The sequence below is a fragment of the Streptomyces sp. NPDC002698 genome, from assembly GCF_042888945.1.
Taxonomy (GTDB): domain Bacteria; phylum Actinomycetota; class Actinomycetes; order Streptomycetales; family Streptomycetaceae; genus Streptomyces.
On sequence record NZ_JBIAQM010000009.1, the window covers coordinates 152,556 to 172,646 of the forward strand.

The window sequence follows — 20,091 nt, forward strand, 5'->3', positions numbered from 1 at the left end:
TCGAGCGGAGCCCGCGGCCGGTTCGGGGAGCGGCGCCGCGGGTACGAAGCTGTCGGCACCCCCCGGTACGCTTTCGGTATGAGTGCTGTTCCTCGTTCCGAAAAGCCGGCGGGCCGCTTCCGGCGCATGATGGACCGGCTCTCCTCGTCCCAGCAGGACCTGGAGTCCGAGGAGCTGCGGGAGGACACGGCGACCGCGGGCTGTACCCGTATCGGTGACTGCCACGACCGGCAGATCGTCACGGTTACTGGTACCTTGCGCACGGTCACTCTGCGGCCGAGAGCCGGCGTCCCGGCTCTGGAGGCCGAGCTGTTCGACGGCTCGGCAGCCCTGGACGTGGTCTGGCTCGGTCGTCGCTCCATCGTCGGCATCGAGCCCGGACGCAAGCTGATCGCCTCGGGCCGTATCGCGATGAGCCGGGGCCGTAGGGTGTTGTTCAATCCGAAGTACGAACTCAGACCCCTCGGACGGGAGTAGCCGGTGACGTCGCTCGACAAGCCGACCGAAGACGCCCAGGACGCCCAGCAGGATGCACGGGCGGTGACCGAGGCCGCACTCTTCGAGGCGTTCGGCGGCGTGCGCGGCATGGTTGAGACCGTGGCGCCGGGCCTGCTCTTCGTCACCATCTTCACGATCAACAAGGACCTGCACTGGGCGGCGATCGCCGCCCTCGCCGTGTCCCTGCTGCTCGTCGTGGTCCGCCTGGTGCGGCGCGACACCGTGAAGCACGCCTTCAGCGGTGTCTTCGGCGTCGCCTTCGGCGTGGTCTTCGCGATGATGACGGGCAACGCGAAGGACTTCTACCTGCCGGGCATGATCTACACGCTCGGTCTCGCCATCGCCTACATCGTGACCACCCTCGCGGGCGTTCCCCTGATCGGCCTGATCCTCGGCCCGGTCTTCAAGGAGAACCTCTCCTGGCGCACCCGCAACCCCGGCCGCAAGAAGGCGTACGCGAAGGCCAGTTGGGCCTGGGGCCTGATCCTGCTCGCCAAGTGCGCGGTGCTCTTCCCGCTCTACTGGTGGGCCGACACCGCCCAGTTCGGCTGGGTCCTGATCGCCCTGAAGATCCCGCCGTTCCTGCTCGCCGTCTGGCTCACCTGGGTCTTCCTCGCCAAGGCGCCGCCGCCCATCGACGTGTTCGCGGAGATGGAGGCCGAGGAGCAGGCGGAGAAGGAGCGCAAGGCCGCCCTCGCCAAGGAGCGCGGCGACGCCCCGGCTCCGGCCCGCCACCGCCGCGAGGCGTGAGCCGGGTGCTCGTGCGGACGCCTCCGGGCGACTGACCGTGGTACGACGATGGGGGCGCCCGGAGAATCTCCGGGCGCCCCCATCGTCGTACCACGGCGCGAAACCCCTCCCGTCGGCGGACGGCCGCATCGCCGTACCGCCGACGGAGGGGAACGGCTACTTCGTCGTGCTCGTGTCGCGGCGGACCGACAGCAGGTCCTCGAGCTGTTCCTCGCGGGCCTGGGCGGCCACGAAGAGCAGTTCGTCGCCCGCCTCCAGGGAGTCCTCCCGGGAGGGGGTCAGGACGCGGGTGCCGCGGATGATGGTCACCAGCGAGGTGTCCTCCGGCCACGCGACGTCGCCGACGGTCGTGCCGGCCAGGGCGGACTCCGGCGGCAGGGTCAGCTCGACGAGGTTGGCGTCGCCGTGGCTGAAGCGCAGCAGCCGTACGAGGTCGCCGACGCTCACCGCCTCCTCCACGAGCGCCGACATCAGACGCGGGGTGGAGACGGCGACGTCCACGCCCCAGGACTCGTTGAACAGCCACTCGTTCTTGGGGTTGTTCACGCGGGCGACGACGCGCGGGACGCCGTACTCGGTCTTCGCGAGCAGCGAGACCACGAGGTTGACCTTGTCGTCCCCGGTGGCCGCGATGACCACGTTGCAGCGCTGCAGCGCCGCCTCGTCCAGGGAGGTGATCTCGCAGGCGTCGGCGAGAAGCCACTCCGCCTGCGGGACGCGCTCGACCGAGATGGCGGTCGGCGCCTTGTCGATCAGCAGGATCTCGTGGCCGTTCTCCAGCAGTTCGCCCGCGATCGAGCGGCCCACGGCACCGGCACCGGCAATGGCGACTCTCATCAGTGCCCCGCCTCCCCTTCAGGGCCCTTGGCGAACGCCGCCTCGACCTTGTCCACCTCGTCGGTGCGCATCATCACGTGCACCAGGTCGCCCTCCTGCAGCACCGTCTGCGAGCTGGGCAGGACCGCCTCGCCCAGCCGGGTGAGGAAAGCGACGCGTACGCCCGTCTCGTCCTGGAGACGGCTGATCTTGTGGCCCACCCACGCGACGGAGGTGTGCACCTCGGCGAGCTGCACACCGCCCGTGGGGTCGCGCCACAGCGGCTCGGCACCCGAGGGCAGCAGCCGGCGGAGCATCTGGTCGGCCGTCCAGCGGACGGTGGCGACGGTCGGAATGCCGAGGCGCTGGTAGACCTCGGCGCGGCGCGGGTCGTAGATGCGGGCGGCGACGTTCTCGATGCCGAACATCTCGCGGGCCACCCGGGCGGCGATGATGTTCGAGTTGTCACCGCTGGAGACCGCCGCGAAGGCGCCGGCCTCCTCGATGCCCGCCTCGCGCAGGGTGTCCTGGTCGAAGCCGACTCCGGTGACACGACGGCCGCCGAACCCGGAGCCCAGCCGCCTAAAGGCGGTGGGGTCCTGGTCGATCACGGCGACCGTGTGCCCCTGTTGCTCCAGGTTCTGGGCAAGCGCGGAACCTACTCTTCCGCAGCCCATGATGACGATGTGCACGACCGTCCTTCCGCGTGAATGGTTACGGCTCAGGCTAAACAGGGTCTCAGACCGCCGCCCAAGCTACACACGCACGGTCGGCCGGGGGCATCGTTGCGCGGTTCGCCTGTGCCTTTTTCGCGGAACGTTCGGGGAACGGCGGGGAGCGGCGAGTTCAGCGCCGTGTGATGCTGCGAACACTCGCGAGGGTGAGGATTCCGAGGCCGGCCAGTGCGACGGCCGCGCCGACGAGCTCAGCGGTCAGGTGCATGGGTCCTCCAGGACGGTCGGCAGTGGCGTTTTGTCATATAGGCACGTGGATCTCCGGCGCTGCGGAATCCGCAGCCGGAGCCCGCCCCGTTTTCACCCGGAGAGCAGATGGTGTGGCGAATTGGGATGGCGGGTGGGCGACAGCCAGTTCGAACCTTTACGATTCCCTGTTGTGTCCAAACTGACCGACGTGCCCAAGCGGATCCTCATCGGGCGCGCACTGCGCAGCGACCGACTGGGGGAAACGCTTCTGCCGAAGCGCATCGCCCTCCCCGTCTTCGCATCCGACCCGCTCTCCTCCGTGGCGTACGCGCCCGGGGAAGTGCTGCTGGTCCTCTCCATCGCGGGCGTGTCGGCCTACCACTTCAGCCCGTGGATCGCGGTCGCGGTCGTCGTGCTGATGTTCACGGTGGTCGCCTCCTACCGCCAGAACGTGCACGCCTACCCGAGCGGCGGCGGCGACTACGAGGTCGCCACCACCAACCTGGGTCCGCGGGCCGGTCTCACCGTCGCCAGCGCGCTGCTCGTCGACTACGTCCTCACCGTCGCCGTCTCCATCGCCTCCGGCATCGAGAACCTCGGCTCCGCGGTGCCGTTCGTGGTGGAGCACAAGGTCTTCTGCGCGGTCGCCGTCATCGTGCTGCTCACGCTGATGAACCTGCGCGGAGTCAAGGAGTCCGGAAAGCTCTTCGCCATTCCGACGTACGTCTTCGTCGCCGGTGTCTTCATCATGATCGCCTGGGGTGCCTTCCGCGGGCTCGTGCTCGGCGACACCATGCAGGCGCCGACCGCCGAGTACCACATCAAGGCCGAGCACCAGGGGCTCGCGGGCTTCGCCCTCGTCTTCCTGCTCCTGCGCGCCTTCTCGTCCGGCTGCGCGGCGCTCACCGGCGTCGAGGCGATCTCCAACGGTGTCCCCGCGTTCCGCAAGCCGAAGTCGAAGAACGCCGCGAGCACGCTCGCGGCGATGGGTCTGCTCGCCGTCACCATGTTCTGCGGCATCATCGCCCTGGCCATGGCCACCAACGTGCGCATGGCCGAGAACCCCGCCACGGACCTGATCCACAACGGTGTCGCGGTCGGTGCCGACTACGTCCAGAACCCGGTGATCTCCCAGGTCGCCGAGGCCGTGTTCGGCAAGGACAGCTTCCTGTTCATCCTGCTGGCCGCCGCGACCGCCCTCGTCCTGTTCCTGGCCGCGAACACCGCGTACAACGGCTTCCCGCTGCTCGGCTCGATCCTCGCCCAGGACCGCTACCTGCCGCGTCAGCTCCACACCCGCGGCGACCGCCTGGCCTTCTCGAACGGCATCGTGCTGCTGGCCGGCGCCGCGAGCATGCTCGTCGTCATCTACGGGGCCGACTCGACGCGCCTGATCCAGCTCTACATCGTCGGCGTCTTCGTCTCCTTCACTCTCAGCCAGACCGGCATGGTCCGCCACTGGAACCGCCATCTGGCCAGTGAGACCGACCAGGCCAAGCGCACCCACATGATCCGCTCCCGCGCGATCAACGCCTTCGGCGCCTTCTTCACCGGGCTGGTCCTGGTCGTCGTCCTCGTCACCAAGTTCACGCACGGCGCCTGGGTCGCCCTGCTCGGCATGGTGATCTTCTACGCGACGATGACCGCGATCCGTAAGCACTACGACCGGGTCGCGGAGGAGCTGGCCGCCCCCGAGGGGCCGTCCGACGACAGCGTCCGCCCCTCCCGCGTCCACTCCGTCGTCCTCGTGTCCAAGATCCACCGGCCGGCACTGCGCGCCCTCGCCTACGCCAAGCTGCTGCGCTCCGACACCCTCGAAGCGCTCAGCGTCAACGTGGACCCGGCCGAGACCAAGACCCTGCGCGACGAGTGGGAGCGGCGCGGCATCGACGTACCGCTGAAGGTCCTCGACTCGCCCTACCGCGAGATCACCCGTCCCGTCATCGAGTACGTGAAGGGCCTGCGCAAGGAGTCGCCGCGCGACGCGGTCTCCGTGATCATCCCCGAGTACGTGGTCGGCCACTGGTACGAGCACCTGCTGCACAACCAGAGCGCCCTGCGTCTCAAGGGCCGCCTGCTGTTCACCCCGGGCGTCATGGTGACCTCCGTCCCCTACCAGCTGGAGTCGTCCGAGGCCGCGAAGCTGCGCGCCCGCAAGCGGCAGGACTGGAACGCTCCGGGCGCGGTGCGCCGCGGTCCGGCCCAGGTGCGGCCCAAGGAGCCCACCCAGAAGGACTGACGGGGGCGGGAAGCGCGTCGCGGGCTCGCGGACGGGGCGGGGCGGTGCCGTGAGCACGTAGACTGGACGGCTGTTGTCCGACCGTTTCCCCCCTCTCATCTGGAGTCACCCCACCATGCAGGCAGAACCGAAGAATTCGCTGGTGGGGGACGAGTACGAGGTCGAGATCGGCCCCGTGGCACACGGCGGGCACTGCATCGCCCGGACGGACGAGGGCCAGGTCCTCTTCGTCCGGCACGCGCTGCCCGGTGAGCGGGTCGTCGCCCGGGTGACCGAGGGCGAGGAGGGCGCGCGGTTCCTGCGCGCCGACGCCGTGCGGATCATCGACGCCTCCAAGGACCGCGTCGAGGCGCCCTGTCCGTACGCGGGCCCCGGCCGCTGCGGCGGCTGCGACTGGCAGCACGCCAAGCCCGGAGCGCAGCGCCGTCTCAAGGGCGAGGTCATCGCCGAGCAGTTGCAGCGCCTCGCGGGCCTCACGCCCGAGGAGGCCGGCTGGGACGGCACGGTGATGCCCGCCGAGGGCGACAAGCTGCCCGCGGGCGAGGTGCCGCAGTGGCGCACGCGCGTGCAGTACGCCGTCGACCCGGACGGCAACGCCGGACTGCGCCGCCACCGCTCGCACGAGGTCGAGCCGATCGAGCGCTGCATGATCGCCGCCCCGGGTGTCACCGAACTCGGCATCGAGGAGCGCGACTGGTCCGGCATGGAGGCCGTCGAGGCGATCGCCGCGACGGGCTCCCAGGACCGCATGGTGATCCTGGAGCCCCGGCCCGGCGCCCGTCTGCCCCTCGTCGAACTCGACAAGCCGGTCTCCGTGATGCGGGTCGCCGAACAGGACGGTGGCATCCACCGCGTCCACGGCCGCGCGTTCGTGCGCGAGCGCGCCGACGGCCGTACCCACCGGGTCGGCAGCGGCGGCTTCTGGCAGGTCCACCCGATGGCCGCCGACACGCTGGTCAAGGCCGTCATGCAGGGCCTGCTGCCGCGCAAGGGCGACATGGCCCTGGACCTCTACTGCGGTGTCGGCCTCTTCGCCGGCGCCCTCGCCGACCGCCTCGGCGACCAGGGCGCGGTCCTCGGCATCGAGTCCGGCAAGCGCGCGGTGGAGGACGCCCGGCACAACCTCGCGAACTTCGACCGCGTCCGCATCGAACAGGGCAAGGTCGAGGCGATCCTCCCGCGCACCGGCATCTCCGAGGTCGACCTCATCGTCCTGGACCCGCCCCGCGCGGGCGCCGGCAAGAAGACGGTCGAGCACCTGTCCTCGCTGGGCGCGCGGAAGATCGCCTACGTGGCCTGCGACCCGGCGGCGCTGGCCCGCGACCTGGCGTACTTCCGCGACGGCGGCTACAAGGTGCGGACGCTGCGGGCGTTCGATCTTTTCCCGATGACGCATCACGTGGAGTGCGTGGCGATCCTGGAGCCGGTGAAGAAGGACGCCTGAGTCCGAAACCTCCGGGCTTGGGGCTGCAGGGGGACGCGGTCATGGCGTGACGCCCTGACCTTCGGTCCGTTCCGGCAGGACGGTGGATCGCGGCGGTGCGGTGAACGACGCGGTCAGCTCGATGAAGTGCCGTCGCCCGAAACGGTGTTCCACTTGTTGCCGTGCCAGAGACCCGGCGGAACCCGGCGGGAGCATGCCTCTTCGACGTCCGTGGTCACGTTGGTCATGGTGGTGAGCTCGACGCGGTAGCGCGGCCTCGGGAGGCCGTCGGCGGGCGGGCCGGCGTCCCGTACGTGGCACCAGAGCAGGGGGTGATCACGGTCGAAGTCCCCGCGGGGGAAGAGTTCGAGTGTCGCGGTGCCGCGGTCGATCCACGGAATCCGCTCCGTTCCGAGCTGCCGAGTTCATTTCCGAGACCCTCGTATGCTGGGCGTGTGAGGCGGACTTCTTTTGCGAACTGGCCCTGTTCCATCGCGCGAACGATGGACCTGCTCGGCGACTGGTGGACGCCTCTGGTGCTGCGGGAGGCGTTCTACGGGATCAAGCGGTTCGACGCGTTCCAGCAGGAGCTCGGCATCGCGCGCAACACGCTGACCGACCGGCTCCGTCGGCTGGTCGACGAGGGGCTCATGGAGAAGCGGGCCTACCAGACGGACCCGGTGCGGTACGACTACGTGCTGACCGAGATGGGCCGGGACTTCTTCGGGGTGCTGGCCGCCATGAACAGCTGGGGCAACCGCTGGCTCAGCGGTGAGCAGGGGCCCCCTGTCGTCTTCCACCACGACCGCTGCGGGCACGAGAGCGAGGCCGCGGTCGTGTGCGCCGACTGCGGTGAGCCGATGACGGCCGAGGACACCCGTCCGCGGCTCGGCCCCGGCTACCCGCCCCACCTCGCCGAACGCCCGGACATCCAAAGACGCTTCACCGTCTGAGCGCACGACGGCTTCCGCGCCCGATTCCCCGCCCGCTTCCGCGCCCCCTTCGGGCCCTGTGTCGGGCGGGGTTTTCCTTGACATGACAGTCTATCTACGCAACTCTCAAGGTCAGAGCCCTAGGGGTGAGCTTCCTGGGGGACGAGAGGAAGGCCGGAGACTCATGGAGTGGACGGGCGCCCGCTACGCGGACCAGCCGACCGTCGAGGTGCGGACACGGATCGAGGCTCCACCGCGGCGGGTGTGGGACCTCGTCTCCGACATCCGGCTGATGCCGGACCTGAGCGTGGAGCTCCAGTCGGTCGCGTGGCTCGACGACGTGACGGAGCCGCGCGTCGGCGCCCGCTTCGTGGGGCGCAGCAGGCATGAGTCGCTGGGGGAGTGGGAGACCACCTCGTACGTGGTCGAGTGCGAGCCGTTCCGGGCCTTCGCCTGGGCCGTGGCGGACCCCGAACACCCCAGCGCCGTATGGCGGTTCGGACTGGAGGGGGCGGACGGCGGCACGGAGCTGACCCAGTGGATGCGGATGGGGCCGGGCCGTTCGGGGCTGTCCTTCGCGATCGACCGGATGCCGGAGAAGGAACAGAAGATCGTGTTCGTACGGCTGCGGGAGTTCGAGCGGAGCATGACGGACACCGTCGAGGCGATCAGGAAGCTGGCCGAGAGCGCGGAAGGGGCGGGTGCGTGATGCGTACCTCCACGACGATCGAAGCGTCGGCGGGCGACTGGCGGGAGACCGTCGACTTCGTGGTCGAGGCCGAGAAGCTCGGGATGGACATCTGCTGGGTCGCGGAGGCCTGGGGCTCCGAAGCACCTTCTCCGCTGGGCTACTTGGCGGCACGGACCGACCGGTTGCTGCTCGGTTCCGGGATCATCCAGCTCGGGACCCGCACCCCGGCGGCCATCGCCCGCGCCGCGATCACGCTCTCCAACATCTCCGACGGACGCTTCCTCCTCGGTCTCGGACCGTCCGGCCCCCAGGTGATCGAGGGGCTGCACGGCGTGCCGTTCGCGCGTCCGCTGTCCCGGATGCGGGAAACCGTGGAGATCGTCCGGCAGGCGGTCGCCGGGGAGAAACTCTCGTACGAGGGAAGGGAGTTCACCATTCCGCTGCCGGGCGGGGAGGCGCGGCCCATGCGGATGTCCGTGCAGGCCGAACACGAGCTGCCCGTCTATCTCGCCACGCTCTCGCCGAAGATGCTGCACCTGACGGGCGAGATCGCCGACGGCTGGCTGGGCACCAGTTTCGTGCCCGAGGGTGCCAAGGAGGCGTACTTCGACCACTTGGACGCGGGCCTCGCGGCGGCGGGCCGGGGCCGCGCCGACCTCGACATCTGCCAGGGCGCGGAAGTCGCCTTCGCGGAGGACGAGGACGCGCTGCGTGCCATGGTCGCGGGCCGGAAGAAGGAACTCGCCTTCAGCCTGGGCGGCATGGGCTCCGCCACCACCAACTTCTACAACGCCGCCTACAGCAGGCAGGGCTGGGCGGAGATCGCCGCCGAGATCCATGAGCGCTGGCAGGCCGGGGACCGGGACGGCGCCGCCGGGCTCGTGACCGACGAGATGGTCCTCGGAACCACCCTGATCGGCACCGAGGACATGGTCCGCGAACGGCTCCGCGTCTGGCGCGCGGCGGGCGTCGACACCGTCCGCCTCTACCCCGCGGGCGAAACCCTGGACCAGCGGCTCACGACGCTGGGGCGCGCGCTGGCCCTCGTGGCGGAGGAGAACGCGGTGATCGCCCAGTAGTTTCGCTGCCGCTGCCGCTGCCGCTGCCGCTGCCGCTGCCGCTGCCGCTGCCTCTGTCTTTGTCTCGGCCTCGGCGCAGGGTCGGCCGGCGCCGAGGCCGAGGCCCGGCCGTCGTGCGCCGCGCGGCCCCGACGGCCGTCGAGACCGTCACCCGATCGGCGGAGCCCCCGTGGCGGCGGGGGAGCGGCGGGCGGACGCTCGAACTCCCCGATGCTTCCGGCACGGGGACGGCCGGCGGTCGACAGCGCAGCGAGGTGGTCGAGCATGAGCCAGGATTCTTCGAGACCTCAGGGCCCCCCGCCCGGTGGAGGCACGGGATCCCAGCCCAGCGGCGGCGACATGCCGCTGTGGGGAGACCAGTGGTCCGGAGCCGCTCCCGCCGCGGGAGGCATGGGGCCCCCGCCCTCGGGCAGCAGTGGCTGGGCGGCGGGTGGAGTCACCTTCGCGGGCGTCCTCCTGCTGGTGAACGGCGGCCTCAACATCCTCCAGGGCATCTCCGCGATCGCCAAGGACGATGTCTACACGCGCGTGAACGACTACGTCTACCGCATCAATCTCACCGGCTGGGGCTGGATCCTGCTGATCCTCGGCGCGATCGCCGTCGTCACCGGCTGGGGGATCCTCAAGGACGCCGGGTGGGCCCGGATCACCGGCATCGTGCTGGCCTCGCTGAGCATGCTCTTCCAGTTCATGTTCCTGCCGTACGCGCCGATCTGGTCGGTCATCCTGCTGGCCATCGACGTCTTCATCATCTGGGCGCTGGCCACGTACCGGCCAGACCGCCCGCGCTGACGCGCTCTTCTCCGGCCCGCCGCCGGGCGAACGCCGCCGAGAAGGGGCTGTCCCAGTGCCGTCGAACCCACGAACCGGACCGAGCGGAACGAGACACGCCATGGACGACGTGATCGACCGGACGCGAGCGGGCGTGCCCGCTCGCGGCGCCGCGGGCACCGTCGACGATCCGGAGGCGACGTGAGCACCGGAGACGACGTGAGCGGCGGCGCGAGCGGTGCCGGCGACGGTGGCGCGCACGGGCGGGAGATCGCCGAACTGCGGGCCCGGGTCGCCGAACTGGAGCGGAGCGGGCCGAGACGCGAGCACCACCGCGTCCGGTCGACCTTCGCTGTCGTGCTGGTCCTCCTCGCCGCCCTGCTCACCCCCCTGAGTGCCGTGGCCGCCTGGTCGAGCGATCTGATCGGCAACACCGACCGGTACGTGTCCACCATGAAGCCGCTCGCCTCCGACCCGGACATCCAGGACGCCGTCGCCAAACGGGTGACCGACGCGGTGATGCAGCACGTCGACGTCCAGTCGCTGCTCGAATCCGTCGCCCCCGCCGACCGGCCCGCACTGACCAAGGCGATCGGCCCGCTGAGCGGTCCGATCACCAGCGGCCTCACCGACTTCGTGCACACCGTGGCGCTGAGGTTCGTCAGCAGCGACGCGTTCGCCACCCTCTGGACCGAGCTGAACCGGAGAGCGCACGCCGCCGTGGACAAGGCGCTGACCGGAAGCGGCGGCGGAGCGGTGAAACTCACCGACGACGCCGTGGTCATCGACCTCGCCCCCGTCATCGACCAGGTCAAGCAGGCGCTCGTCGACCAGGGGCTCGCCATCGCCGCGAAGATCCCCCAGGTGCACACGAACTTCACCGTGATGACCTCCGACTCCATCGGCAAGGCCAAGAAGATCTACCGACTGCTCCAGCTCGTCGGGTTCTGGCTGCCGGTCCTGGCCCTGCTGCTGGCGGCCGGTGGTGTGCTGCTCGCCGTACGCAGACGTCGTGCCCTCGTCACGGCGGCGCTCCTGGTGGCGGGCGGGGCGGCGGTCCTCGGCATCGCGCTGTGGATCTTCCGGGCGGTCTATCTCGACAGTCTCCCGGCGGCGGTCTCCCAGCCCGCCGCCGGGTCGGTCTTCGACACCCTGGTGCGCTACCTGCGGACGTCGGTACGCCTGATCATCACCCTCGGCATCATCGTGGCGCTGGCGGCCTGGCTGACCGGCGGCGGCCGGGCGGCCAAGCGGGTCAACGCCGCCTGGACCGGCGGTATCGGTGCCGTGCGGACGGCGACCGGGGTCGAACTCGGCGCGGTCGGCGCGTGGGTGCACCGGGTCAAGTCGTGGCTCAACTGGACCGTGGTCGCGGTCGCCGTCGTCGTCCTGCTGATCTGGAACTACCCCACGGCCGTCGTCACCGTCTGGATCGCGGTGCTGGCCCTGCTGGCCCTGGCGGTGGTCGAGTTCCTCGACGACGACGGCGCCCCGCACCTGATCGACGCCGGCGGCGGGCCCGCGGCGGGACCCGCGGCCAAGAGCCCGGCCTGACCCACCGGTGTTCGCCGGCGTCCGCCCGTGCCCATGGCCGGTCCGGGCGTCCGGCGGCGTCTGCGGCCGGTGCGGAGTCCACCGGCGCCCGGGTCCGGTCCGGCGTCCGGCGGCGGGGTGCCGGGCGCCGGGTGGCCGCGGCCGAAAAGCACCTGACAGCTCGTCGGGGCCGGGTTACGCTCCCCGCGATGATGACTTCCTCCGCAATCAGATGGGGGGCCCCGTCCGCGCAAGGTGAGTGCTGATGCTCACTTCGACCGCGTACGAGGACTCCCTCCTCTCCTTCTGGCCGCGCGTGCGTGACTTCGCCGTGCCGCCCACCATGATCGAGACCGCGACCGCCCGCCGCCGCCACGGGGACTGGGCGGGGGCCTGCGCCGCCGCCGGCGTCGACATCGACTTCGATCTGCGTTCGCTGGCACGTACGCACGGCAGCGAACTGGCGTCCCGGATCCGCCGCGATCTACGCCATCTGGCTCCCGACCTGCTGCGCTGGCACATGCCGAGAGTCGCCCCCGACGGGCTGCTGCGCCCCGGCCTGACCATCACGCTGGCCCGGTACGACCGTGCCGCGCGTGATGGGGTGCATCCCGTACGGCCTGTGCACCTCGTGGTCCGTACTCCGCCGGCCTGGGCGGACGGCGGCCAGCGGATCAGTCTCGCGCTGTGGGACGGAGCTGCCGGCGGTTCCCGCGACCGCTTCTCCTTCGACACCGGTGCCCGCCGCCATCCGCACCCCCGCCCCAGCCGCCGGTACCGCCTGGATCTGCACCGCCACCTGTGGGACGCCCGCAGGACCGATGAGCTGCGGGTCCGTTCCGGGGCCGACCTGCCGACGGACGACGCCCGTCGGGCAAGCGCGGATCCACCGGGGCCGGTGCCCGGGGACCCCGGCTGCGCCGTCGGCCGGTGGGCGGACGAGGCGGCGATCCTGCTGCGCGACGAGGGGCGCGCGACCGGCACGGTCACCGTGTGGCTCGGGGCCCGCCGGCGGCTGCTCCTGGACTTGGCCGCGGAACCGGCACGCGTCGGTCCGTCCTCATTGCGGCTCACCGCCGTGCCCGCCGACGGGGGCGGCGTCGACCTCGCGGTGCCGGCCCTGCCCGACGCCGCGACCTGGGTGCTGCCCGACCTGGCACTGATCCGCGCCGGGGTCGTCGGGCCCGAGCGGCTGCATCCGCTGGTCGCCTCGGCGCTCGTACCGGGCCACACGCCCGCCGGGTCCCGTGGGAACGCGGACCCGGCGGGAGCGCCACGCCTGGTGGAATGCCGGGGAGCCCGGCACCGGATCGGCCTGGTCGACGGCGTCCTCGTGCCGCTCGACCACGATCCGGCCGAGATCCGCCGGGAAGAGCTGCTGGTCGCCCTGACCGGCACACCCCTTCCCTGCCTCCGGGCCATCGACGACACGCACCGGCAGCCGCAGGACCTCTCCGATGTCCGCGAACGGCTGCGCCACGGCGACACCGCCGGTGCGCTCGCCGTGGTCGAGGGGCTGCTGGGCCCCGAGGCGGTGCTGCGTGGTGGCGCCCTGCGCGACGAACTCCGGGCCGCCGCGCTGCGGCGTCTCACCTACGGGCTGTTCAGGGCGGGACTGACCGGTCCCGGACCCGAACGCCTCGTCCCGGGGCCCGCCCGGCCCCGCTGGCACCGCTCCCACCCGCGTGAAACGGCCGGCCGCTGACCGTTCCCGGTCGCTGACCGTTCGCCGGCCGCTCGCCGACCGTCCGTCCAAAGCCAGTTGACCGCCCCGGGGGACAACCCCCGCGCACAGGCGGCCCGTTCTCGAACCCAAAGGTGATCAGACATGCCCACGAGCAGCACCCCCGCCGAAGCCTCCACCGCCGCCGACCCGGCCCGCACCGCCCGCCTCGACGTGCCCGACGCCCGCGTCGACGCGTCCGGCGGCACCGAACCCGCCGTGCCCGACGCCCGCGTCGATCCTTCCGGTGCCACCCAACTCGACGTGGCCGACGCCCTGTCGGCCCTGCTCCGCGACACCGGTACCGAGCCGCGTCCCGACAGCCAGCTGGAGGCACTGACCCTCGCCGTCGCCGCCGACCTGCCCGTACTCCTGTGGGGCGAACCGGGGATCGGCAAGACCGCGGCCCTGACCCGGCTCGCCGAGACCCTGGACCTGCCCCTGACCACGGTGATCGCCAGCGTCCACGAGCCCTCGGACTTCTCGGGGCTGCCCGTCCTCGGCGACGACCCCGCCGAGCAGGGCGTGCCCATGGCCCCGCCGGACTGGGCGGTGCGCCTCGTACGCGCCGGCCGCGGCCTGTTGTTCCTGGACGAACTGTCCACCGCGCCCCCGGCGGTTCAGGCCGCCCTGCTCCGTCTCGTCCTGGAGCGGCGCATCGGATCCCTTCAACTGCCGTCCGGAGTAAGGATCGTGGCCGCGGCGAACCCGCGCTCCTCGGCGGCCGACGGCTGGGAACTGAGCCCGCCGCTCGCCAACCGGTTCGTCCATCTCCAGTGGGCCCACGACCACGACGTCGTCGTACGCGGGCTCGGTGGCACCTGGCCCCGCGCGACCCTGCCACGGCTCGACCCGCACCGGCTCCCGGACGCCGTGGACTTCGCCCGCCGCGCGGTGTGCGGACTCCTCGCCGCCCGCCCCGGACTGGTCCACCGGCTGCCCAGTAGCGAGACCCGCCGGGGCGGCGCCTGGCCCTCGCCCCGGAGCTGGGAGACGACCGTGCGGCTCGTCGCCTTCGCGCACGCGGCCGGTTCCTCGCGGGAAGTGCTCTCCCTGCTGGTCAGAGGCGCCGTGGGCGACGGTCCGGGACTGGAACTGCTGGCGAGCGTGGACCGCATGGACCTGCCCGACCCCGAGACCCTGCTCGCCGACCCGGCGGGCGCCGTCCTGCCCGAGCGGGGGGATCTGCGCCAGGCCGTCCTCGACGGCGTGGTGGCCGCGGTCCGCAAGCGGCCCGACAGGGCGCGCTGGGACGCCGCCTGGGCACTGCTCGTGCGGGCTCTGGACACCGGAGCCCCGGACCTGGTGGTCGTTCCCGCGACCACCCTCGCGACGCTGCGCCAGGAGGACTGGGACGTCCCGGAGTCCATCGAGCGGCTGGCCGGAGCGGTGGCCATATCCCGGCGCGCGGACGACGCGGCGGCCCGCGTCGCCGTCGCCGCCGGGGCGCGACGATGACGGCGACCGCGCCAGGGGCTCTGGACCGGGAGAAGCTCTACGCCGCCCGGCTGCACGCGGCGCGGGCCCGGCCCTACCTCGCGACGGCACTGTTCGCCCTGCACACCGTCGAGTCGCGGTGGGTGCCGACGATGGCCGTCGACCGGCACTGGCGGTGTTACGTCTCGCCCGGGTTCGTGGACCGCACACCCGTGGAGGACCTGGCCGGTGTCTGGGTGCACGAGGTGTCGCACCTGCTGCGCGACCACCACGGCCGCAGCGAGCGGTTCGCCCGCGAACACGGACTCACCGGCCCCGCGGAGCGGCTGCGGATGAACATCGCCGCCGACTGCGAGATCAACGACGACGCGTTCGGGACGGGGCTCGCCCGGCCCGAGGGCGCCGTCATGCCGCAGCACCTGGACCTGCCGTCGGGCCAGCTCATGGAGGACTATCTGCGCCGGTTCCGGCTCGGGCCGCGTACGGCGGCCATGGCCTGGCTGGACTGCGGCAGCGGCGCCGACGGACGTGAGCGGGAGTGGGACCTCGGACCGGACGGCGCGCACGGCCTCAGCGCGCAGGAACGCGACGCCGTCCGGTTCCGGGTCGCGCAGGGCATCAAGGCCCGCCCCGGGAGGAGCCCGGCGGGATGGGAACGGTGGGCCGAGGACGCCTTCCATCCGCCGCAGCCGTGGCGGGAGTTGCTGGGGGCCGCGGTCCGCTCCGCGGCCTCGGGGCCCGGCGCGGGCGAGGACTACACCTACGGCCGGCCGTCGCGGCGCTCGGCCTGCGTACCCGGTGTCGTCGTGCCGAGCCTGCGCCGCCGGCCGCCGAGGGTCTCGGTGGTCATCGACACCTCCGGGTCGGTCAGCGACGCGGAACTGGGCAGCGCCCTTCTGGAGGTCTCCGCGATCTCCCGTGCCGTCGGCGGCCGCCGCGACCTGGTCACCGTGGTCTCGTGCGACGCGGCGGCCGGGGTCGCGCGACCCCTGTGCCGGGCCGAGGGCATTCCGCTGCTGGGCGGCGGCGGTACGGATCTGCGCTCGGGATTCACCGCGGCGCTCAAGGCACGGCCACGCCCCGACGTCGTGGTGGTCCTGACCGACGGACAGACTCCCTGGCCGGAATCGCGGCCCCCGTGCCGGACGGTCGTGGGCCTTTTCCCGCGCGGGGACGGCTCCTGGGACGAGGACGATCCCGACTACGTACCGGACGAGCCGCCGGCCTGGGCCCGCGTGGTCGAGATCGGCTAGGACCTGTCCGGTCGAGCGCGGTGGAGACTACCGACGGCTCCTGGTGGGGCCCGGCGTCGACGGCACCTGGCGGGTCCCGATGCCGACGGCGCCGGGTGAGCCCTGGTGCCGAGGCCGCCCGGTGGCCCCGCGTCCTCGCCGTGATCGACCGGACAGGGCCAGGGGGAGTGTTTCTGACGTCCTCCTCAGGTGCTCAGACGCTGTATCCCCCGTCCACCCCCAGCGCCTGCCCGGTGATGAAGCCCGCGCGGTCCGAGGCCAGGAACGCGACGGCCTCGGCGACGTCCCGCGCGGTGCCGAAGCGGCGCAGCGGGGTGTTGCGGCGCGTGATCTCCAGTGCCGTGTCGTCGAGTTCGCCGGAACCGATGAGACGGGCCGCGTTGCCGTCGGTCAGCATGCCGGGGCCGACGCAGTTCACCCGGACGCCGTAGCGCCCTTCCTCGGCGGCCAAGGCGCGGGCGACCGCCTCGACCGCTCCTTTCGGCCCCGAGGAGAGTCCGTCGCGCACCGGGAACCGGCGCGTGGCCACCGTGGTGACGGCGACGACGCTGCCCCGGCTCTCCCTGAGCAGGGGCAGCGCGGGATGCACCAGGTTGAAGAACGCGCCCGCGTCCGCGTCGAGTTGGCTTCGGAACTCGCTCGGCGTGACCTTGCTCAGATGCACCATCGGCACATGCGGGCCCGCCGCGTGGACGAGGGTGTGCAGGCCGCCGAGCTCCGCGGCCGTCCCGGAGACGGCGGCGGCCACGGCCCGCTCCTCGCCCAAGTCGAGCCGCAGGGCTCGTACTCGGCGGTCCGGCTCCACGAACTCCCGCGCGATCTCCGCGGCGAGCGCGTCGGCGGCGGTCCGGCTGGAGCGATACGTGAACACCACGTCACTGCCTCGCTCGGCGAGGATCCGCACGACCTCCGCGCCGATGCCTCCGGTGCCGCCCGTGACGAACGCGACGCCTTTCCGGTGCGAGAAGTCCGCCCGGTGCGAGAAGTCGGTTCGGTGTGAGCGATCCGCGCGGTGTGAGGGATCCGACGGTTCCGGCATGGGTGTCACCGTCCCAGGGGAGGCGGGGGACGGGCCATTCCAGCACGTCCGCGTCGTCGGCACCAGAAGGCGGACGGGGCGAGGGAGGGAAGAAGAGGGAGGGAACAGGACGGAGTGCTCAGGGGCGGGTCGCCGACAGGTGGAGGTCCGTGCTCGACAGGGTCATCGGCGCTGCCGAGACGGCTCGCAGACGCACGCGTACGCCGGCTCGCGGAAGCGTGAACTTCCCTCCGGGCGGACGGAGTTCGTAGCGGCCGAAGGCGTGGCCGGCCAGGGTGGAGGGGCCGGAGGTCACCGACCAGTAGCGGCTCATGCCCTGGCCCGTGGTCAGCGTGAAATGCGGACTCAGCGCCGCGGCGCCGAGGTTGGTGACGCCGACCGTGAGTCCGGTCAGGGTACGGGCGGCACGGTGCGCCTCGGTGACCCGCATGCGCAGCGGCGGTGACCCGGTGGCCGCCAGGCTCACCGCCGCCGCCGACGGGGCCAGCAGCAGGGCGACCGCGGCCACCCGGGCCCCGCGCCGGTGCGGACCGCGCAGGAAGGCGGGGCGGGGCTGCCACGCGGTCCGGAAGGACTGCCAGGGCGCGGTGATCGCGGCGGCCACCCACAGCGGCGTCATCAGCAGGTAGTAGCCGTCCTGCGAGCGGGTGGCCGCGTAGAACGCGCACCAGGGCAGAACCGTCGCCGCCGGCCCCAGCCGCCGTACGAACAGCACGAACAGCGCCAGCAGACCCGCCGCCAGCAGCAGGCTCGCGTGCGCGTACCAGGCGAGGCGGTCGCTGCCGTCGGTGAGGTACAGCGAGATGCCGACCAGGCCCTGTCCGTGGATGTCCGCGTCCTGGGTGAGGGGCAGGGCGATCCCGGAGAGCCAGGCGCGCGGCTCGCTGACGATGAAGTACGAGTTGATCAGCAGCCAGGTGGTGGCGGCGGTGCCGGCGATCCGGCCCACCGCGATCGCCGCCGCCCGCGCGCCCAGGTCGCCACGGCGCAGCGCGTACACCCCGGCCAGCAGGAACGGCGTGAGGAACCAGGGGAGTTGCTGCGCCGCGCAGGCCGCCCCGAGGCAGGCCGCCCGCGCGAGGTCGCCGCGTCCGCCGCCGTCCGTCCGTGTCCAGCCCACCACCACCGGGATGAGCAGGGCGCAGGCGAGGATCGCCGGGTAGCCGAGCCGCGCGTACGTCGGCAGCAGACCGAAACCGAGACAGGCCAGGGTCGCGGCGGACCGCCACGGCACCGGCAGCATCAGCCACATGACGACCGCGCCCGCGATCACGGCCCCGGTGCCGACCAGCGTGGCGGCGGCCGAACCGTGGCCCACCCACAGCAACGGCGCGGTGAGCATCGGGGCGAGCGGCGGATAGCCGTACGTGAAGTCGTAACCGCCGTTCATCGTCGCGGTGAGGGCGACGCCGTGGCCGAAGAGCCAGGGCCAGGGGCGGCCGTACACCTGGCGGCCGGCGAGGAACTCGTGGGCGGCCCGGGCGGTGAGGACCGACTCGTCGCTGCCCCGGTGGTTCATGACCAGTCCGCACACGACGAGCGTCACCGCGGTCACCAGGACGACGAGGTCGAGCCGCGCCAGCGAGCGGCCCCGGCGCACGACGAGGGCCAGTACGCCGGTCGCCAGGATCGAGGCGTAGCAGAGCGAGACGATCGCGGCCACGAGGAGCCGGTGGCTCGCGGCCTGCGCCCACAGCGGGCGCGTGCCGATGAACAGGCTGATGTCGGCCAGGAGGGTCAGGACGCGGTGCCACTGCGCGGGCGCCTCGTCCGGGTTCCATCGCGCGACCGCCTCGCCGGGCGAGACCTTCGAGGGGGCCTGCCGGCGGACGGGCGCCGGCGTGATTTCTGCCGAGTACACGACGCCATAAGCTAGTTGTCGCAGGTGAGCGAGGTGCGACGGGACGTGAAGAGTCCGGTGTGAGGCCAGTAAGAGCGGGCTGGGCGCGTCAGGCGCCGGCCAGGGACACCTCGGTGGACTTGATGAGCGCGACGACCTCGGAGCCGGCCGCGAGGCCCAGGTCGGAGACCGCGTCCCCGGTGATCGCCGAGGTCAGCTCGCCGCCCGCGATCCGGACCTTGACGCGGGCCATGGCGCCGCCGGAGACGACGTCGGTGACCGTGCCCGGCAGCTGGTTGCGGATGCTCAGCCCGTCCACCGGGCCGGTCGCGAGGGATACCTCGGTGGACTTGATCAGGGCCCGCACGGCGGAGCCCGGCGTCAGGCCGAGTTCCCGTACGGCCTCCAGGGTGACGGCCGCGGTGATCTCCTGTCCGGCGTCGAGCCGGACCTTCACCGTCGCCATCACCTCACCGGGGGTGACGGAGGTGACGGTGCCGGGGAGTTGGTTGCGGATGCTCAGGCTCATGGGGAGGCCTCACTCGCTGAGATGCGTGATGGATACGGGCGTATATGCGTAGCTTGCCGCACGCGTCGGCTCCCGGTCCGGGTCGCGGACCGTGTCGCTGTTGGGCCGAACGGGTGACCATGCGTAAGAATTGCCCGGTGCAGACAACGAGTGCGAGCCAGGACGGGGTGGATCGATGACCGGCCACGACGTCACCGATGAACAGTGGGAAGGGCTCGCCCAGGTCGTTCCGTTGCGCGGCCGCGACGCCTGGCCGTCCGCGGTGCGGCACCGGTCGATCCCCGAGGCCGAGACCGAGACGCGGCGCCGCTTCGTGGTCCTGCGGGTGAACGTCTTCGCGGACGCCCGCGACGTCGCCGAGACGCTCATGTCCGGAGTCCCGGTGCTCCTCGACCTGACCGGCGCCGAGACCGAGGTCGCCAAGCGGGTCCTGGACTTCAGTACGGGCGTGGTCTTCGGCCTGGCCAGCGGCATGCACCGGGTCGACCGGAACGTGTTCCTGCTGACGCCCCCGGGGACCGAGGTGCGGGGTCTGATGGAGGGGGTCGGCGTCCCGGGTCTCTGACGGCCCACGGCCTCGCGGGCGCTGTCCGGTCACGGGTCCGACGGGCATGC

The 20,091-nt window shown here is 72.1% G+C and carries 18 protein-coding genes; 13 read left to right on the forward strand and 5 right to left on the reverse strand.

Features of this window, described 5'->3' with window-relative positions; genetic code table 11:
• Positions 1-78 precede the first annotated feature (78 nt).
• The gene (locus tag ACFYW9_RS15915) at positions 79-477 is read left to right on the forward strand and encodes an OB-fold nucleic acid binding domain-containing protein (protein WP_326785035.1); all 399 of its coding nucleotides are present in this window, start codon (positions 79-81) and stop codon (positions 475-477) included.
• Between the two features lie 3 nt (positions 478-480).
• Complete coding sequence (locus ACFYW9_RS15920) at positions 481-1,248, forward strand: DUF3159 domain-containing protein (protein WP_389149911.1); 768 nt, start codon at positions 481-483, stop codon at positions 1,246-1,248.
• A 156-nt stretch (positions 1,249-1,404) separates the two neighbouring features.
• On the opposite strand, the gene ACFYW9_RS15925 is transcribed toward ACFYW9_RS15920, so the two are convergent.
• Both ACFYW9_RS15925 and ACFYW9_RS15930 read right to left on the reverse strand, forming a co-directional pair.
• A complete protein-coding gene (locus ACFYW9_RS15925) occupies positions 1,405-2,085 on the reverse strand; it encodes a TrkA family potassium uptake protein (RefSeq protein WP_326785033.1) in 681 nt (226 codons plus the stop codon).
• Positions 2,085-2,756 carry a TrkA family potassium uptake protein gene (locus ACFYW9_RS15930; protein ID WP_037620031.1) on the reverse strand — a complete coding sequence of 224 codons (672 nt, stop codon included), beginning with the start codon at positions 2,754-2,756 and terminating at the stop codon, positions 2,085-2,087. Before ACFYW9_RS15930 ends, ACFYW9_RS15925 begins: the two co-directional genes overlap by 1 nt.
• 421 nt (positions 2,757-3,177) lie before the next feature.
• Between ACFYW9_RS15930 and ACFYW9_RS15935 the strand changes: the two genes are divergently transcribed.
• The 10 genes from ACFYW9_RS15935 to ACFYW9_RS15980 all read left to right on the forward strand — a co-directional run bounded on the left by ACFYW9_RS15935 (position 3,178) and on the right by ACFYW9_RS15980 (position 16,068).
• Positions 3,178-5,226 carry an APC family permease gene (locus ACFYW9_RS15935; protein ID WP_351861573.1) on the forward strand — a complete coding sequence of 683 codons (2,049 nt, stop codon included), beginning with the start codon at positions 3,178-3,180 and terminating at the stop codon, positions 5,224-5,226.
• Positions 5,227-5,341: 115 nt separating this feature from the next.
• The gene (locus ACFYW9_RS15940) at positions 5,342-6,670 is read left to right on the forward strand and encodes a class I SAM-dependent RNA methyltransferase (protein ID WP_351861571.1); all 1,329 of its coding nucleotides are present in this window, start codon (positions 5,342-5,344) and stop codon (positions 6,668-6,670) included.
• A 434-nt stretch (positions 6,671-7,104) separates the two neighbouring features.
• On the forward strand, positions 7,105-7,602 hold the full coding sequence (locus ACFYW9_RS15945) for a helix-turn-helix domain-containing protein (RefSeq protein WP_351861569.1): 498 nt from the start codon (positions 7,105-7,107) through the stop codon (positions 7,600-7,602).
• Positions 7,603-7,765: 163 nt separating this feature from the next.
• Positions 7,766-8,290, forward strand: a complete 525-nt coding sequence (locus ACFYW9_RS15950) for an SRPBCC family protein (RefSeq protein ID WP_389149917.1) — start codon at positions 7,766-7,768, stop codon at positions 8,288-8,290.
• Entirely contained in the window at positions 8,290-9,351 is a 1,062-nt protein-coding gene (locus ACFYW9_RS15955) for an LLM class flavin-dependent oxidoreductase (protein ID WP_389149920.1), read from the forward strand. The genes ACFYW9_RS15950 and ACFYW9_RS15955 overlap by 1 nt, the downstream gene beginning before the upstream one ends.
• Positions 9,352-9,690: 339 nt before the next feature.
• On the forward strand, positions 9,691-10,143 hold the full coding sequence (locus tag ACFYW9_RS15960) for a hypothetical protein (RefSeq protein ID WP_389149923.1): 453 nt from the start codon (positions 9,691-9,693) through the stop codon (positions 10,141-10,143).
• 180 nt (positions 10,144-10,323) lie between these two features.
• Positions 10,324-11,676 (forward strand): hypothetical protein, encoded by a 1,353-nt coding sequence (locus ACFYW9_RS15965; protein WP_389149926.1) that lies wholly within the window; start codon positions 10,324-10,326, stop codon positions 11,674-11,676.
• 244 nt (positions 11,677-11,920) lie between these two features.
• Positions 11,921-13,360: a hypothetical protein gene (locus ACFYW9_RS15970; RefSeq protein ID WP_389149929.1), complete on the forward strand. Its 1,440-nt coding sequence runs from the start codon at positions 11,921-11,923 to the stop codon at positions 13,358-13,360.
• A 123-nt stretch (positions 13,361-13,483) separates the two neighbouring features.
• A complete protein-coding gene (locus tag ACFYW9_RS15975; RefSeq protein WP_389149932.1) occupies positions 13,484-14,836 on the forward strand; it encodes an AAA family ATPase in 1,353 nt (450 codons plus the stop codon).
• On the forward strand, positions 14,833-16,068 hold the full coding sequence (locus tag ACFYW9_RS15980) for a VWA-like domain-containing protein (protein ID WP_389149935.1): 1,236 nt from the start codon (positions 14,833-14,835) through the stop codon (positions 16,066-16,068). The genes ACFYW9_RS15975 and ACFYW9_RS15980 overlap by 4 nt, the downstream gene beginning before the upstream one ends.
• A 193-nt stretch (positions 16,069-16,261) precedes the next feature.
• On the opposite strand, the gene ACFYW9_RS15985 is transcribed toward ACFYW9_RS15980, so the two are convergent.
• The 3 genes from ACFYW9_RS15985 to ACFYW9_RS15995 all read right to left on the reverse strand — a co-directional run bounded on the left by ACFYW9_RS15985 (position 16,262) and on the right by ACFYW9_RS15995 (position 19,476).
• Positions 16,262-17,107 carry an SDR family NAD(P)-dependent oxidoreductase gene (locus tag ACFYW9_RS15985; RefSeq protein WP_389149938.1) on the reverse strand — a complete coding sequence of 282 codons (846 nt, stop codon included), beginning with the start codon at positions 17,105-17,107 and terminating at the stop codon, positions 16,262-16,264.
• A 118-nt stretch (positions 17,108-17,225) separates the two neighbouring features.
• Positions 17,226-18,968 (reverse strand): hypothetical protein, encoded by a 1,743-nt coding sequence (locus ACFYW9_RS15990; protein WP_389149941.1) that lies wholly within the window; start codon positions 18,966-18,968, stop codon positions 17,226-17,228.
• 88 nt (positions 18,969-19,056) lie between these two features.
• Positions 19,057-19,476, reverse strand: coding sequence for a molybdopterin-binding protein (locus tag ACFYW9_RS15995; protein ID WP_389149944.1), 420 nt, complete (start codon positions 19,474-19,476; stop codon positions 19,057-19,059).
• 175 nt (positions 19,477-19,651) lie between these two features.
• On the opposite strand from ACFYW9_RS15995, the gene ACFYW9_RS16000 reads away from it, so the two are divergent.
• The gene (locus ACFYW9_RS16000) at positions 19,652-20,041 is read left to right on the forward strand and encodes a cell division protein SepF (protein WP_326785018.1); all 390 of its coding nucleotides are present in this window, start codon (positions 19,652-19,654) and stop codon (positions 20,039-20,041) included.
• The last annotated feature ends 50 nt before the right edge of the window (positions 20,042-20,091 follow it).